The sequence below is a fragment of the Pseudomonas sp. CFBP 13602 genome (assembly GCF_014842725.1).
In the GTDB taxonomy this organism is placed as follows: domain Bacteria; phylum Pseudomonadota; class Gammaproteobacteria; order Pseudomonadales; family Pseudomonadaceae; genus Aquipseudomonas; species Aquipseudomonas baltica.
This window is the reverse complement of sequence record NZ_JACYVT010000004.1, coordinates 59,204-74,095: the sequence shown is the minus strand read 5'-3', so window position 1 is coordinate 74,095 and position 14,892 is coordinate 59,204. Positions and strand designations below refer to the sequence as shown.

At 64.4% G+C, this 14,892-nt stretch carries 12 protein-coding genes; 6 read left to right on the top strand and 6 right to left on the bottom strand.

What is annotated here, in order from left to right:
- Window positions 1-341: 341 nt before the first annotated feature.
- From IFU31_RS09205 to IFU31_RS09180, 6 genes are all read left to right on the top strand, one after another.
- Window positions 342-1,592: an SfnB family sulfur acquisition oxidoreductase gene (locus tag IFU31_RS09205; protein ID WP_192102772.1), complete on the top strand. Its 1,251-nt coding sequence runs from the start codon at window positions 342-344 to the stop codon at window positions 1,590-1,592.
- 20 nt (window positions 1,593-1,612) lie between these two features.
- Window positions 1,613-2,818, top strand: a complete 1,206-nt coding sequence (locus IFU31_RS09200) for an SfnB family sulfur acquisition oxidoreductase (RefSeq protein WP_192102771.1) — start codon at window positions 1,613-1,615, stop codon at window positions 2,816-2,818.
- Window positions 2,818-4,176: an LLM class flavin-dependent oxidoreductase gene (locus tag IFU31_RS09195; RefSeq protein WP_192102770.1), complete on the top strand. Its 1,359-nt coding sequence runs from the start codon at window positions 2,818-2,820 to the stop codon at window positions 4,174-4,176. Before IFU31_RS09200 ends, IFU31_RS09195 begins: the two co-directional genes overlap by 1 nt.
- Window positions 4,177-4,294: 118 nt before the next feature.
- On the top strand, window positions 4,295-5,086 hold the full coding sequence (locus IFU31_RS09190; protein ID WP_192058821.1) for a MetQ/NlpA family ABC transporter substrate-binding protein: 792 nt from the start codon (window positions 4,295-4,297) through the stop codon (window positions 5,084-5,086).
- A gap of 2 nt (window positions 5,087-5,088) precedes the next feature.
- The gene (locus IFU31_RS09185) at window positions 5,089-6,219 is read left to right on the top strand and encodes a methionine ABC transporter ATP-binding protein (RefSeq protein WP_192102769.1); all 1,131 of its coding nucleotides are present in this window, start codon (window positions 5,089-5,091) and stop codon (window positions 6,217-6,219) included.
- The gene (locus tag IFU31_RS09180; RefSeq protein ID WP_122480625.1) at window positions 6,209-6,853 is read left to right on the top strand and encodes a methionine ABC transporter permease; all 645 of its coding nucleotides are present in this window, start codon (window positions 6,209-6,211) and stop codon (window positions 6,851-6,853) included. The genes IFU31_RS09185 and IFU31_RS09180 overlap by 11 nt, the downstream gene beginning before the upstream one ends.
- A gap of 141 nt (window positions 6,854-6,994) precedes the next feature.
- Here the strand turns inward: IFU31_RS09180 and IFU31_RS09175 are convergent, their stop codons facing one another.
- The 6 genes from IFU31_RS09175 to IFU31_RS09150 all read right to left on the bottom strand — a co-directional run bounded on the left by IFU31_RS09175 (window position 6,995) and on the right by IFU31_RS09150 (window position 14,819).
- Window positions 6,995-10,054, bottom strand: coding sequence for an efflux RND transporter permease subunit (locus tag IFU31_RS09175; RefSeq protein ID WP_192058817.1), 3,060 nt, complete (start codon window positions 10,052-10,054; stop codon window positions 6,995-6,997).
- Window positions 10,051-11,121, bottom strand: a complete 1,071-nt coding sequence (locus IFU31_RS09170) for an efflux RND transporter periplasmic adaptor subunit (RefSeq protein ID WP_122480627.1) — start codon at window positions 11,119-11,121, stop codon at window positions 10,051-10,053. Before IFU31_RS09170 ends, IFU31_RS09175 begins: the two co-directional genes overlap by 4 nt.
- Complete coding sequence (locus tag IFU31_RS09165; protein WP_192102768.1) at window positions 11,118-12,197, bottom strand: efflux RND transporter periplasmic adaptor subunit; 1,080 nt, start codon at window positions 12,195-12,197, stop codon at window positions 11,118-11,120. The genes IFU31_RS09170 and IFU31_RS09165 overlap by 4 nt, the downstream gene beginning before the upstream one ends.
- A gap of 156 nt (window positions 12,198-12,353) precedes the next feature.
- Window positions 12,354-13,136, bottom strand: coding sequence for a MetQ/NlpA family ABC transporter substrate-binding protein (locus tag IFU31_RS09160; RefSeq protein ID WP_122480629.1), 783 nt, complete (start codon window positions 13,134-13,136; stop codon window positions 12,354-12,356).
- Window positions 13,137-13,236: 100 nt separating this feature from the next.
- Complete coding sequence (locus IFU31_RS09155; protein WP_192102767.1) at window positions 13,237-14,184, bottom strand: sigma 54-interacting transcriptional regulator; 948 nt, start codon at window positions 14,182-14,184, stop codon at window positions 13,237-13,239.
- Between the two features lie 53 nt (window positions 14,185-14,237).
- A complete protein-coding gene (locus tag IFU31_RS09150) occupies window positions 14,238-14,819 on the bottom strand; it encodes an alpha/beta hydrolase (protein WP_122795834.1) in 582 nt (193 codons plus the stop codon).
- Window positions 14,820-14,892 lie beyond the last annotated feature (73 nt).

Here is a 14,892-nt window from a genome sequence, read left to right as displayed (position 1 = left end):
GGGACGGCGGCGAGCCCTCTGCCCGCGAAAAACACACTGCGGTGTACCTAATACACCGCAGCGCCCCCTTCGCGGCCACGGACCGCTCCTACGGGAATCACCGGATGCCCCCCCGTAGGAGCGGTCATCGGCCGCGAAAAACACACTGCGGTGTACCTGGTATACCGCAGAGGCTGCTCCCGCAAGGGTCACTATACGGCTCAAAGGAAAAACCCATCTATCCATATTCCCAATCGTTAGTTCATTTAAATTTAACAAACGATTAGGGTATATACACCGGACCACCGGACCTGCGTACACCCAAGCAAGGCGACATACGCCGTGCATGACGTGAGGACGGTATGGTCACCCACTCGATTTCCCGCGAACACTCCCAAACCTTGCCGGCCGACGACGGCCCGGCGCTCGTGCCCGCGCAGATACTGCGCAATGACCTCGACGCGCTCGACGCCGCGCAAACCCTCGCCGCCAGCGCCCGTACCCATGCCGCCCGGCGCGACCAGCACCGCGAGCTGCCCTGGCAACTGATCGAGCAGTTCACCGCGAGCGGCCTGGGCAGTATCACCGTGCCACGTGCCTTCGGCGGCCCGGACGTCAGTTTCGAAACCCTGGCCGAGGTGTTCCGTCTGATCAGCGCCGCCGATCCGGCCCTGGGGCAGATTCCGCAGAACCATTTCGGCATCCTGCAGATGCTTCGCGGCACCGCCACCGCGCACCAGCAGCAGACGCTGTTCAGCGCCGTGCTGCAAGGCGCGCGCATCGGCAATGGCGGCCCCGAACGCGGCACCCGCAACACCCTGGAGATCAAGACTCGCATCGTCCGCGACGGTGACGACTGGCAGATCAGCGGACAAAAGTTCTACTCCACCGGCGCGCTGTTCGCCCACTGGGTGGCGGTCAAGGCCGTGGATGAGCACCAGCGCCTGGTCATGGCCTTCGTGCGGCGCGGCACACCCGGCCTGCAAATCATCGACGACTGGTCCGGCTTCGGCCAGCGCACCACCGCCAGCGGCACCGTGGTGCTGGGACACGTGCAGGTGCCCGACACCCATGTCGTGGAGATCTCGCGCCACGCGCAACAACCGAACATTCAGGGCGCCGTATCGCAACTGATGCAAGCGGCCATCGACGCCGGCATTGCCGCGGCGGCCATCGACGACACCATCGCCTTCGTCCGCGAGAAATCCCGCCCGTGGATCGACGCCGGGGTCGAGCGCGCCAGCGACGACCCTTTCGTGATCGCCGATATCGGTCGCCTGAAGCTGGAACTGCACGCGGCCCAGGCACTGCTGCGCAAGGCCGCGCGCGTGCTCGACCAGACTCGCCACGCGCCCGTGGACGCCACCTTGGCAGGCCAGGCGTCGATCGCCGTGGCCGAGGCCAAGGTGATCACCACCGAAATCGCCCTGCACGCCAGCGAAAAGCTCTTCGAGCTGGCCGGCAGCCGCGCCAGCCTCGCCGAGTTCAACCTCGACCGTCACTGGCGCAATGCCCGCGTGCACACCCTGCACGATCCCGTGCGCTGGAAATACCACGCTATCGGCGCCTACCACTTGAACGGCAGCCTGCCTGCGCGCCATTCCTGGATTTGACCAGACCGCTGGAGATCAGCATGAGCTCATTGCCCCACCCCCTCGACGGCGTCGCATTGATCGCCAACGACCAACAGGCCCTGGACGTTGCCCGCCAACTGGCTCCCCTGTTGCAACGCGACAGCGCCCTGCGCGACAGCGAACGGCTGCTGCCCCACGGCGAACTGGCGCTGTTCTCGCGCTCTGGCCTGGGCGGCATCAGCGTGCCCAAGGCATTCGGCGGAGCGGCTGTGTCCAACGTCACCCTGGCCCAGGTCATTGCCTTGCTGGCCGCCGCCGACGGCTCGCTGGGCCAGATCCCACAGAATCATTTCTATGCCCTGGAAGTGCTGCGCATCAACGGCAGCCCGGCGCAGCAAAAGCGCCTGTACGCCGACGTGCTGGCAGGCCAGCGGCTGGGTAACGCCCTGGCGGAACTGGGCACGCGAACCGCCCATGACCGCACCACGCGCCTGACCCGCGACGGCGACGGTTTGCGCATCAATGGTCGCAAGTTCTACGCCACCGGCGCGCTGTATGCCCAGTGCATTCCTACCTCGGTGGTCGATGAACAGGGCGTGCAACAACTGGCTTTCGTACCCGCCGACAGTGCCGGTGTACAGGTCATCGACGATTGGAGCGGCTTCGGCCAGCGCACCACGGGCAGCGGCTCGGTGGTGTTCGACAATGTCTGGGTCAGCGCCGACGCCATCGTGCCGTTTCAAAGCGCGTTCGAACGGCCCACCACGGTCGGCCCGTTCGCGCAGATCCTGCATGCCGCGATCGACACCGGCATTGCCCGCGGGGCGTTCGAGGACGCCTTGCAGTTCGTCCGCACCCGCACTCGGCCATGGATCGACGCCACCAGCGACAAAGCCGTGGAAGACCCGCTGTCACTCAAGAGCTTCGGTCATCTGGCGATCCGTCTGCATGCTGCCGAAGCCCTGCTCGAGCGTGCCGGCGAGGTGCTCGACAAGGCGCAGGCCGAGCCCAGCGCGGAAAACGTCGGCGCCGCTTCGATTGCCGTGGCCGAGGCTCGGGCGCTGAGCACCGAAATCTCCCTGGCCGCCGGCAGCACCCTGTTCGAGCTGGCGGGCAGCCAGGCCACCCTGGCCGAGCACGGCCTCGACCGGCATTGGCGCAACGCCCGCGTACACACCCTGCACGACCCGGTGCGCTGGAAGTACCACGCCATCGGCAACTACTACCTCAACGACCAGCTACCACCACGCCGGGGGACGATCTGATGAGCAAGAAACAGATCCTGCTCAACGCCTTCAACATGAACTGCGTGGGCCACATCAACCACGGCCTGTGGACCCATCCGCGCGATACCTCCAGCCAGTACAAGACCCTGGAGTACTGGACCGATCTGGCCCAGCTACTGGAGCGCGGCCTGTTCGACGGCCTGTTCATCGCCGACATCGTCGGGGTCTACGACATCTATCAGGACTCGGTCGACGTGACGCTCAAGGAGTCGATCCAGCTGCCGGTCAACGACCCGTTGCTGCTGGTCTCGGCCATGGCCGCGGTTACCCGCCACCTGGGTTTCGGCCTGACCGCCAACCTCACCTACGAGGCGCCGTACCTGTTCGCCCGGCGCCTGTCCACGCTCGATCACCTGACCCGTGGCCGGGTGGGCTGGAACATCGTCACCGGGTACCTGGACAGCGCCGCCAAAGCCATGGGCCTGACCCACCAGGTGGAGCACGACCGTCGCTACGATCAGGCCGACGAATACCTGGAGGTGCTGTACAAACTCTGGGAAGGCAGTTGGGAAGACGATGCCGTGATCGAGGACCGCGAACGGCGCATCTACGCCCAGCCGGAAAAGGTCCACAAGGTAGAGCATGAAGGCGAGTTCTACCGCGTCCAGGGTTACCACCTGTGCGAACCCTCACCGCAGCGCACGCCGCTATTGTTCCAGGCGGGCAGTTCGGCACGCGGCCTGCAGTTCGCCGGTCAGCACGCCGAATGCGTGTTCATCAGCGGGCAGAACAAGCAGGCCACCCGCGCTCAGGTGGACAAGGTGCGCGACGCAGCCCGCGCGGCCGGCCGCGACCCGCAGGCGGTGAAAGTCTTCATGGGCCTGACGGTCATCGTCGCCGCCACCGAGGCGCAGGCCCGGGCCAAGCATGACGAGTACCGCAGCTACGCCAGCGCCGAGGCCGGTGTCGCCCACTTCGCCGCCTCTACGGCAATCGACTTCGCCCGCTACGAACTCGACGAGCCCATTGAGTACGTCAAGGGCAATGCCATCGAGTCGGCCACCAAGACCTTGCAGAACAACGACTGGACCCGGCGCAAGCTGCTCGATCAGCACGCCTTGGGCGGGCGCTACATCACCTTGGTCGGTAATCCGGAACAGGTCGCCGACGACCTTGAAGCCTGGATCGTCGAGACCGGCCTGGACGGTTTCAACCTGACCCGCACGGTGACCCCGGAAAGCTACGCCGACTTCATCGACCTGGTGATTCCCGTGCTGCAGGCACGCGGTTCGTACAAGACCGCCTATGCCCAGGGCACGCTGCGCGAAAAGGTCTTCGGCCAAGGCCCGGGGCTGCCTGAAGGGCATGCTGGCTTCAGTTACAAGCGCGGTGCCTGATCGGGCCTCTTCGCGGGAAGCCCGCTTCCACAATCAACGAGCGCGCGCTCGTGTGGGAGCGGGTTCTACCCGCGAAGAGGCCACCCCAAACAACACAAAAAATCACTGGAAACCCAACATGCTCAAACCCACCTTGCTCCTCGCCCTCACCCTCCTCACCGGCCTGGCCCATGGCGCCGATGACAAGCCGCTGATCGTCGGCACCACCGCCGCGTTCGCCATCCCCCTGGAAAGCGCCGTGGAGGAAGCCAAGAAACAGGGCCTGACCGTCAAGCTGGTGGAATTCACCGACTGGATCGCGCCCAACGTCAGCCTGGCCGCCGGCGACATCGACGTGAACTACTTCCAGCACATGCCGTTCCTGGAAAACGCCAACACTCAGGCCGGCACCGACCTGGTGCCCTATGCGCCGGGCATCATCAACAACGTCGGCCTGTATGCCAAACGCTACAAAAGCTTCGACGAACTGCCCAAGGGCGCGACCGTCGCCATTGCCAATGACCCGATCAACAGCGGCCGAGGCCTGCAACTGCTGGCCAAGGCTGGCTTGATCACCCTCAAGCCGGGGGTTGGCTACAAGGCCACCGAAGAGGACATTCTCACCAACCCCAAAAACCTGAAGATTCTCCAGGTCGAGGCGGTGCAGTTGGTGCGCGCCTACGATGACGCCGATCTGGTGCAGGGCTACCCGGCCTACATTCGCCTGTCCAAAACCTTCGACGCAGGCTCGGCGCTGCTGTTCGATGGTCTGGATCATCCTGAATACGTCATCCAGTTCGTGATCAAGCCCGAGCGCAAGGACGATCCGCGGCTGGCCAAGTTCATCGACATCTACCAGCATTCGCCGGTGGTGCGCGCCTCGCTCGACAAGGTCAACGGCAAACTCTACCAAGTCGGCTGGAAGGAGTGAGCATGCCCACCACCAATGTGCAACGCAGGCTGGCCGCTACCGCCGGCATTGCCCGGCCTGCCGAGCCGCTGGAACTGCATCCACAACTGGCCAATGCGCTGGTGCGTTTCATCGGCGTCGGCAAGACCTACCAGGGCGCCCAGGGTCCGGTGCAGGCCCTGCAGGGCATCGACCTGAACATCGAGCGTGGCGAAGTGTTCGGCATCATCGGCCGCAGCGGCGCTGGCAAGTCGTCGCTGATCCGCACCATCAACCGGCTTGAGCAGCCCAGCAGCGGGCGCGTGCTGGTCGATCAGGTGGACATCGGCGAGTTCGACGAGGACCGCCTGGTGGCCCTGCGACGGCGCATCGGCATGATCTTCCAGCACTTCAACCTGATGTCGGCGAAAACCGTGTGGCAGAACGTCGAGTTGCCACTCAAGGTCGCCGGTGTGCCCCAGGCCGAGCGCTGGCGCAAGGTCGGTGAACTGCTCGAACTGGTTGGCCTGCAAGGCAAGCGCGACGCCTATCCGGCGCAGTTGTCCGGCGGGCAGAAGCAGCGTGTCGGCATCGCCCGGGCGCTGGTGCACGACCCGCAGATTCTGCTCTGCGACGAAGCCACCTCGGCGCTGGACCCGGAGACTACCGAGTCGATTCTCGCCCTGTTGCGCGATATCAACCAGCGGCTGGGGCTGACGGTCATCCTGATCACCCACGAAATGGCCGTTATCCGTGCCATCTGCGACCGCGTGGTGGTGCTCGAAGGCGGCCAGGTGGTTGAGCAGGGCCCGGTGTGGCAGGTGTTCGGCAACCCCCAGCATGAGGTCAGTCGGACCTTGCTGGCCCCGCTGCAACACGGCCTGCCCGAGGAACTGCGCGCCCGTCTGCGCAGCACGCCTGCAACGCCTGGCGCAGCGCTGGTACTGCGACTGCGCGTGACCGGGGCACAGGCCGGCGAGGCGGACCTGTCGTCGTTGTTCAACCTGCTGGGTGGCCAGGTCAGCCTGCTGCAGGGCGGTATCGAACGGATTCAAGGTCGCGCACTGGGCAATCTGGTCGTGGCGGTAAGCAATTCGCCCCACGACCGCGAGCATCTGCTGCAACGCGCCGGGCAATGGGCACAACGAGTAGAGGAGCTGGGCTATGTGGTTTGATCGTCTGTTGCAGGGCGCCCTGGACACCTTGCTGATGGTGGGCGTTTCCTCGTTGATCGCGCTGCCCGTGGGCGTGGTGATGGCCGTGGTGCTGGTCACCAGCGACCGTGGCGGTATCTACCAGGCGCCCGCGCTGAACCGCGTGCTGGGCGCGTTCGTCAACCTGTTCAGGTCGGTGCCGTTTCTCATTCTGATGGTGGCGCTGATCCCGTTTACCCGGTTGATCGTCGGTACCACCTATGGCGTGTGGGCGGCCGTGGTGCCGTTGACCATCGCAGCGACGCCGTTCTTTGCACGCATTGCCGAGGTGAGCCTGCGCGAGGTCGACCATGGCCTGGTCGAAGCCGCGCAAGCCATGGGCTGCCGACGCTGGCACATCGTCTGGCACGTGCTGCTGCCCGAAGCGCGACCGGGCATCGTGGCCGGCTTTACCATCACCGTGGTGACCATGATCAATTCATCGGCGATGGCTGGTGCGATCGGTGCCGGCGGGCTGGGCGACATCGCCTACCGCTATGGCTACCAGCGATTCGACAGCCAGATCATGCTCACGGTCATCGTGTTGCTGGTGGCTCTGGTGACCCTGATCCAGTTCGGCGGCGACCGATTGGCGCGGGTGCTCAACAAGCGCTAGTCGCAAGACCGAGATGCGCCCTTCGCGGCCGCTGACCGCTCCTACGGGGGATAATGTCCTGCGTAGGAGCGGTCCGTGGCCGCGAACGCCACGCTGCGGTATCTCAGACGGAGCACCCTACTTTCTTTTGCCCAACCTGAATCAAGCTTCCTTCCCCTCGCCCTCGTCTTCCTTGATCCGGTACCAGGCCACATACAGCGCCGGCAGGAACAACAGGGTGAGCAAGGTCGCCACCACGATTCCGCCGATCATCGCGTAGGCCATCGGGCCCCAGAACACCTCGCGGGCGATCGGGATCATGCCCAGACTGGCGGCTGCCGCCGTGAGCAGGATCGGCCGGCGTCGATGCTCGGTTGCCTCCAGCACGGCATCCCAAGGCTTGTAGCCATCGCGTTCATAGGCGTCGATCTGGGTCACCAGAATCACCGAGTTGCGGATGATGATGCCGATCAGCGCCAGTATCCCGAGAATCGCCACGAAGCCCATGGGCGTTCCGGTCGGCACCAGCGCCAACACCACACCGATGATGCCCAGCGGCGCCACACTGGCCACCAGGAACATCTTCTGCACACTGTGCAGCTGGATCATCAGGAAGGTCGCCATGAGGAACAGCATCAACGGCACCACCTTGGCGATGGGTCCCTGCGCCTTGCCGCTTTCCTCGACCGTACCACCGGTGGCCACCTTGTAACCCACCGGCAGGCCTTCGGCGAATTTCTCGATCTCGGGCTTGAGCTGGGCCACCAGATCGGTCGGCTGGATATCGTCGCTGACCGCCGCCTTCAAGGTGATGGTCGGCAAGCGATCACGCCGCCACACCAGCGGCTGCTCCAGCTCGTAGCGAACGGTGGCGAAGGCCAGCAGCGGAATCGAGGTGCCGCTGGGCGTGACGATCTGCAGGTTCTGCAAGGTTTCCGGCGAACCGCGCTCGGCGTCGTTGGCACGGCCGACCACGTTGACCAGATAGATATCGTCATTGACCTGGGTCACCGCCGAGCCGCTGACGATGGTGTTCATCAGCTTGGCCACGTCTTCGGACGACAAGCCCAACTGCCGCGCCTTGTCCTGGGCGATGTCGATGCGCAGTACTTTGCCCGGCTCGTTCCAGTCGTAGATCATCTCGCCGACGTGCGCGTTCTGGTCCAGCAGCGTGGCCAGCTCGATGGCGTGCTTGCGCACCTGGTCGATGTCCTTGCCGCTGACCCGATACTGGATCGGCCGGCCTACCGGCGGCCCCATTTCCAACGCCTGGACGTAGGTGCCGATGCCGACGAAGTCTTCGCGCAGGCGCTTCTTCAAGCGCTCGGTCAGCGCGCCACGCTGCTCCAGGCCTTTGCTGACGATCACCAACTGGGCGTAGTAAGGGTTCTCCAACTGCTGGTCAAGCGGCAGATAGAAACGGATCGCGCCCTGACCGATGTAAGTGCTCCAGCGCGCGATGTCCGGATCATCCTTGAGCGTGGCTTCGAGGCGGTCGACCGCCTTGCGCGTCTCGTTGATCGAAGCGTTCTGCGGCAGGTTCAGGTCCACCAGGATTTCCGGGCGGTCGGACGAGGGAAAGAACTGGTTCTGCACGAAACGCATGCAGAACAGCGCCGCGGCGAACAGCAGCAACGTGCCGATGATGGTCAGCCAGCGGTGGCGCATGCAGCCCAGCAGACCACTGTGGAACCAGCGCGCGACACGCCCCGGCTGCTCCGGCTTGGGTTTGACGTTCTTGCTCAGGATGTGCACGCCGATGACCGGTGCGAACAGCACCGCCACCACCCAGGACACCAGCATGGCCACCGCGATCACGGCAAACAGGGTGAAGGTGTACTCACCGGCCGAGCTGGCGTTCAGGCCAATCGGCACGAAGCCGGCCACGGTGACCAAAGTGCCGGTGAGCATCGGGAATGCGGTCGAGGTGTAAGCGAAGGTAGCCGCCTCCTCCTTGCTGTCACCCGCTTCCAGGCGAGTGACCATCATTTCCACGGTGATCATCGCATCGTCCACCAGCAGGCCCAGGGCGATGATCAACGCCCCCAGGGAAATGCGCTGCATGGTAATGCCGCTGTACTCCATGAACACGAAGACCATGGCCAGCACCAGCGGAATCGAGCAGGCCACCACCAGGCCGGCGCGCACGCCCAGGCTGATGAAGCTGACGATCAGCACGATGACCACGGCCTCGAACAAAGCGCTGGTGAACCCACCGACGGCCTTCTCGACCACCTCGGCCTGGTCCGAAACCTTGTGCACGCCCACGCCCACCGGCAACTGCGCGGTCAACGCGTTCATGCGCGCATGCAGCGCGGTACCGAATTCCTGAATGTTGCCGCCGTCTTTCATGGCAATGGCCAGGCCGATGGCGGGCTGGCCGTTGTAGCGGAACATCGGCGCGGCCGGGTCTTTGTAGCCACGTTCGATGTCGGCGATATCGGTCAGCCGGTAGAAGCGGTCGTTGAGCCTGAGGTTGACCGTCTCCAGGTCTTTTTCCGACTTGAACTGGCCCGAGGTGCGCACCGAAATGCGTTCCGGCCCTGCTTCGATCACGCCCGCCGGCGTCACCGCATTCTGTGCCTGCAGCGCGCCGACCACCTGTTGCTGGTCCAGGCCCAGCGCGGCCAGTTTGCGCGTGGAGAAATTCAGGTAGATCACTTCGTCCTGCTGGCCTACCAACTGAACCTTGCCCAGGTTCTCGACCTGACGGATCTCGGCGCGCACCTGCTCCACGTAGTCGCGCAGCTGCCGCATGCTCAGGCCGTCGGCAGTGAAGGCGTAGATCGAACCGAACACGTCACCGAATTCATCGTTGAACGAAGGCCCCTGCAGGCCCTGGGGGAAGGTGCCGCGAATATCGTCGACCTTCTTGCGCACCTGATACCAGATCTCTGGAATCGCCTTGGCATTGGTGGTGTCGCGCAGGTACACGAACACCGTCGACTCGCCAGGCCGCGTGTAGCTTTTCACGTAGTCCAGGGAGTCCAGCTCTTCGAGCTTCTTTTCGATGCGGTCGGTGACCTGCTTGAGCGTTTCATCCTGGGTCGCGCCCGGCCAGCGGCTCTGGATGACCATGGTCTTGATGGCGAACGCCGGGTCTTCTTCACGGCCCAGGTTGAAATAGGAGAACACGCCCATCAGCAGGCCGACGAACATCAGGTACCAGACGAAGGACTGGTGCTTGAGCGCCCAGTCGGACAGGTTGAAACTTCCCTTCATTGCCGGCTCGCCTCGTCCAGTTTGATTTTCTGCCCGGGTTTCAGGCTGTTGACGCCAGCGCTGACCACGCGCTCACCCGCCTGCACACCGCTGCCCAGCACTACGACGCCACGGTCGCGACTGAGCACGGTGACCGGGCGCGGGTTGACGGTCTTGTTCTGGACGTCCACCAGCCACACCTGGGTCTTGCCATCGACTTCCTGCACTGCGGTCTCCGGCAATTCCAGGCGCTGCGCGATGCTTGAACTCAAGGTCACGCTGATCGCCGTGCCCAGGCGCAGGCCGGCGGGGCTTTCGCGCAGGGTCAGGCGTGCGCGACGGGTACGCGTGGCACTGTCGGGCCGCGGCTCCAGCTCACGCAGGGTGCCGGTGGTGGCAACGCTCGGGTCGAGCTGGGACTGCACACGAAACTCCACGCCCTCGGGCAGGGTTTCGGCCAGCCCGTCTGGCAGGTCGATGACCGCCTCCTTGATATCGGGACGGGCCAGTACCACCACCTCTTCACCGGCGCTCACCACTTGCCCGACTTCCACTTTCCATTGATTGACCACGGCGGCGTGGTCGGCGCGCAGCTCGCTATAGCCCAGTTGATCCCTGGCTTGGCTGACGGCGGCCTTGGCCTGGTCGAGCGAGGCCTGGGCGGTCTTCAGGTCGGTCTGGGCGATGTCCAGGCCAGCCTGCGCACCGACGCCACGGTCGAACAACTCCTGCTGGCGGCGAGCATTGGCCTGGGCATTGATGAACTGCGCCTGCACGCGGGCCAGATCACCCTGGCTCGAGCGCAACTGGTTCTGCTGGTCGGTCGGATCGAGGGTGGCCAGCAGCTGGCTCTTCTCCACCTGGCTGCCGACATCCACCGCACGCCGGGCGATACGCCCCGATACGCGAAAGCCCAACGTGCTTTCGTAGCGCGCCTGGATATTGCCCGCGAAGCGACCCAGGCTCTGCTGGTCCAGGCCCTTGACCTCGACCGACAGCACCGGGCGGATCGGCTCGGGAGCTTGCTCTTCCTTCGAACAGCCTGCCAGCAACAGCACGGCCGCAGACAACGCGATCACCGCCTTCATGGCTGGCGCTCCTCGGCAATTTCCACCTGCATGTCCGGGTGCAGCAACTGCCCGCCGGCGACGACCACGCGGTCGCCGTTCTTCAAGCCATCGGCGATCACCACCTTGCCGGTCAGGTAACGGCCCACGTCGACCTTGCGCAGATTGACCTTGTCGCCTTCCCCCACCACCCACACGGCAGGCTCGGCGATGTCCTTGGTCAACGCCGACCAGGGCAGCTCGACGCTGGTCTTGCCCGGACCGTTGAGCGATGCGTTGACCACCGAGCCGAGGTCCATGCCCTTGGGCAGACCTTGCAGGGCGATCTTCACGCGCACCGTACCGGTCTGCGCGGACACCGCTGGGGTGACTTCGCGCACCGTGCCGGTGGTCTTGATCGCCGGCTCGTCGAGCAGGCTGACGGTGATCGGCTGCTGGCCGGCCGGTTGGGCAAACAGCGACTCGTACACGTCGAATACCGCATCGCGGTCGCCATCGCGGGCCAGGCCGAAGATCGGCGCAGTGGCCTGCACCACCTGGCCAACCTCGGCCTGGCGGGCAGTGATCACGCCTGGGGCGTCGGCCACCAGCTCGGTGTAGCTCAGTTGTTCACGGGCATTGGCCAACTGGGCGCTCGCCGCCGCCAACGAACTCTGCGCACCGCGCAGCGCCGCCTGGGCCGAGTCGTATTCACTCTGGCTGGTATAGCCCTTGGGCAGCAGCTTCTGCTGGCGCACGAAGGCCGCCGATGTCTGTTTCACACGTGCCTGTTCGGCGGCCACTGCAGCCTTGGCCGAATCGACGTTGGTCTGCAGGTCCTTGGGGTCCAGGCGCGCCAGCACCTGCCGTGCGCTGACATGATCGCCCACGTCCACCAACCGCTGGATGATCTTGCCACCGACGCGGAACGACAACTGGGTCTGGATGCGCGCCTGCACATCGCCGGTGAGATTGACCGCAGCGGCGAACTCGCCGCTCTGTACATTCTCCACGCGCACGCGCGGATGCGTCGGCTCGATGGGCTTGTCTTCACCACACCCCGCCAGCGCAGCCAACAAAAGGGAAACCCCTACAACCTTCCAACGAGGACCAGCCATGCAGGCTCCTTTGCGTGCGCTGTGATGCCAGGTGTGTATGCGACTGTGGCCGTGATGCGAGGTTCATTTGCCGGGAATGGCCCTGCCCGGACAAAGCAAAACGCCGACACTGTACAAGCTGTCGGCGCTCAGGTGAACCGTTGTCACACTCGGGAATCAGAACGCCGGCAATACCGCGCCGCTGTACTTCTTCTCGATGAAGGCTTTGACTTCGGGGCTGGTCAGCGCCTTGGCCAGTTTCTGCATGGCCGGGCTGTCCTTGTTGTCCGGACGGGCCACCAGGAAATTCACGTAAGGCGAATCCGATCCTTCGATCACCAAGGCGTCCTTGGCCGGGTTCAGGCCGGCTTCAAGTGCGTAGTTGGTGTTGATCATGTCCAGGTCGACCTGGTCCAGCACGCGCGGCAGCATGGCCGATTCCAGCTCCTTGAACTTGAGGTTCTTGGGGTTGCTGGCGATGTCCTTGGGAGTAGCCAGGGCGTTGCTCGGGTCCTTCAGGGTGATCAGGCCGGCTTTCTGCAGCAGGATCAACGCACGGCCGCTGTTGCTGCCCTCGTTGGGGATGGCGACGGTGGCGCCGTCCTTGAGTTCGCTCAGCGACTTGACCTTCTTCGAATAACCGCCGAAGGGCTCGACGTGTACGCCGATCACAGTGACCAGGTTGGTGCCCTTGCCCTTGTTGAAGCTTTCCAGGTACGGCAGGGTCTGGAAGTAGTTGGCGTCCAGACGCTTTTCGTTCACCTGTACGTTGGGTTGCACGTAGTCGGTGAACACCTTGATGTCCAGCTCGACGCCTTCCTTGGCCAGGGTCGGCTTGATCAGCTCGAGGATCTCGGCGTGGGGAACCGGCGTGGCGGCGATCACGAGTTTTTCTGCCGCGTTGGCCAGGCCGAAAGACAGGGAGGCCGCCAGAGCGGTGAACAGCAAAGCCTTTTTCATGCTAAGTCCTTGAAATTGGGTGGCGGCGGCAGCAATCGGCCAGCCTTGCGCGGACAATACCGGGAATTAATATTCCTACAAATACCTTTTAGTTTGCTGCTTATGCCTTTTTACTCAAGCGCTCGACGCTGCGGTTCAGCAGCGCTGCCAAAGCAACCGGCTCGGCGTGCTCGGCGGCCTGCGTCAACAGCTGCTCGAGATGCACGAGCAAGTCCGTGTTCGCGGCCGCTGGCAGATTGAGATGCTCGGGCAGGATCTCATCGCCGCGGCTGACCAGCAGGGCAAAATGGATGACGTTTTCCAGCTCGCGGGTATTGCCGGGCCAATCGTGGCGTTCCAGCGCTCGCTGCGCATCGGCGCTGATCAGCGGCACCGTCAGGTTCAAACGATGGCTGTAGATGCCCAGGAAATACTCGGCCAGGGCGAGGATATCGCCGGTCCGCTCGCGCAAGGGCGGCAACGTCAGGCGGCCTTCGCCCAGATAAGCATGCAACCGTTCGTTGAATTTCCCCGCGGCCACGGCCTGGCCCAGATCGATGCTCGACGCCGCCACCAGGCGCACGTCCACCGGATTGGGCTGGGCCGCGCCGACGCGGGTCACTTCACGGGTTTCCAACGCCGCGAGCAGCTTGGTCTGAATGGCCAGCGGCAGGTCGGCGATCTCGTCCAGGTACAGCGTGCCGCCGTTGGCCGAGCCGAACCAGCCGGCCCGGCTGCTGGCCGTGCCGCTGTGGGCGCCTGCGCTGTAGCCGAACAGCTCGGCATCGGCGTAGGTCGGGCTTATCGCGCCGCAATTGACCGAGACAAAAAGGCCGCCACGGTCACTGCCGCGATGAATGTGCCGGGCGAGCAGTTCCTTGCCGGTGCCGCTTTCACCCTGGATCAGCACCGGCAGTGCCTTGGGCGCCAGCCGTTCGAGCTCCTCGCGCAAACGCCGGGAGCGCGGATCGACGAACACCAGCGCCTTGGCGCGGATGCTCAGCGGGCTTTTGTCAGCGTCGGGAAAGGTCAGCAGCGGCTGGCCGAAGGTGTCGTTGTATGCAGTCATGGGCAAAGCTCCCACCGGCCTGGATGCAGGCGGCGTACTCGGTTGTCGGGCATTCAGGCGCGCAGCTGGATGTGCTGGTCCATGCGACTCTGCAGGCGATAGAGGTAGGCAAACCCCTGTTCCCAGCGTTGATGCCCGGACTTGACGTTGATATGCCCGGCACCGGCCAGAATGCCCGCTTCGGCGCCCCAGTCGCGGGCCAATTGCAAGGCTCGCGGGGCGCTGGCCGCAGGGTCGTTGTCCGAGCCCACCACTTGGCTGGGGAATGGCAGCAGGTGTTTGGGGATGGGCGCGAAGTTGCGCAAGGCCGGCGAGCAGGCTGGTCGCTCTACATCTGCAGGCGCCACCAGCAGGGCTCCGCGAACCTTGCGCAACGACACCAGCGAGGCATGCGCCGACCAGTGGGCAACGGTCACGCATCCCAGGCTGTGAGCAATGAGAATCACCGGATCGGCGCTGGCATTCACCGCGCGGTCCAGCGCCGCGACCCAGTCTTCACGCCGTGGCGTGAGCCAGTCATCCTGCTCGACCCGCGCGCTGTTGGGCAGGGTTCGTTGCCAATGGCTTTGCCAATGATCATCGGACGAGCCCTGCCAGCCTGGCACGATCAGATAGCGGATCGACTCATTGCGCATGGGATGCGCCTCCTGCAAACGTTGCGTTGGAGGCCAGTATAAGGAAAGGAGTTATATTCGTTAAGGAATAAGA

Bases quoted from the DNA above. Each gene is read 5' to 3' on its own strand.
- IFU31_RS09205 (WP_192102772.1), top strand. From the start codon at position 342: ATGGTCACCCACTCGATTTCCCGCGAACACTCCCAAACCTTGCCGGCC.
- IFU31_RS09200 (WP_192102771.1), top strand. From the start codon at position 1,613: ATGAGCTCATTGCCCCACCCCCTCGACGGCGTCGCATTGATCGCCAAC.
- IFU31_RS09195 (WP_192102770.1), top strand. From the start codon at position 2,818: ATGAGCAAGAAACAGATCCTGCTCAACGCCTTCAACATGAACTGCGTG.
- IFU31_RS09190 (WP_192058821.1), top strand. From the start codon at position 4,295: ATGCTCAAACCCACCTTGCTCCTCGCCCTCACCCTCCTCACCGGCCTG.
- IFU31_RS09185 (WP_192102769.1), top strand. From the start codon at position 5,089: ATGCCCACCACCAATGTGCAACGCAGGCTGGCCGCTACCGCCGGCATT.
- IFU31_RS09180 (WP_122480625.1), top strand. From the start codon at position 6,209: ATGTGGTTTGATCGTCTGTTGCAGGGCGCCCTGGACACCTTGCTGATG.
- IFU31_RS09175 (WP_192058817.1), bottom strand. From the start codon at position 10,054: ATGAAGGGAAGTTTCAACCTGTCCGACTGGGCGCTCAAGCACCAGTCC.
- IFU31_RS09170 (WP_122480627.1), bottom strand. From the start codon at position 11,121: ATGAAGGCGGTGATCGCGTTGTCTGCGGCCGTGCTGTTGCTGGCAGGC.
- IFU31_RS09165 (WP_192102768.1), bottom strand. From the start codon at position 12,197: ATGGCTGGTCCTCGTTGGAAGGTTGTAGGGGTTTCCCTTTTGTTGGCT.
- IFU31_RS09160 (WP_122480629.1), bottom strand. From the start codon at position 13,136: ATGAAAAAGGCTTTGCTGTTCACCGCTCTGGCGGCCTCCCTGTCTTTC.
- IFU31_RS09155 (WP_192102767.1), bottom strand. From the start codon at position 14,184: ATGACTGCATACAACGACACCTTCGGCCAGCCGCTGCTGACCTTTCCC.
- IFU31_RS09150 (WP_122795834.1), bottom strand. From the start codon at position 14,819: ATGCGCAATGAGTCGATCCGCTATCTGATCGTGCCAGGCTGGCAGGGC.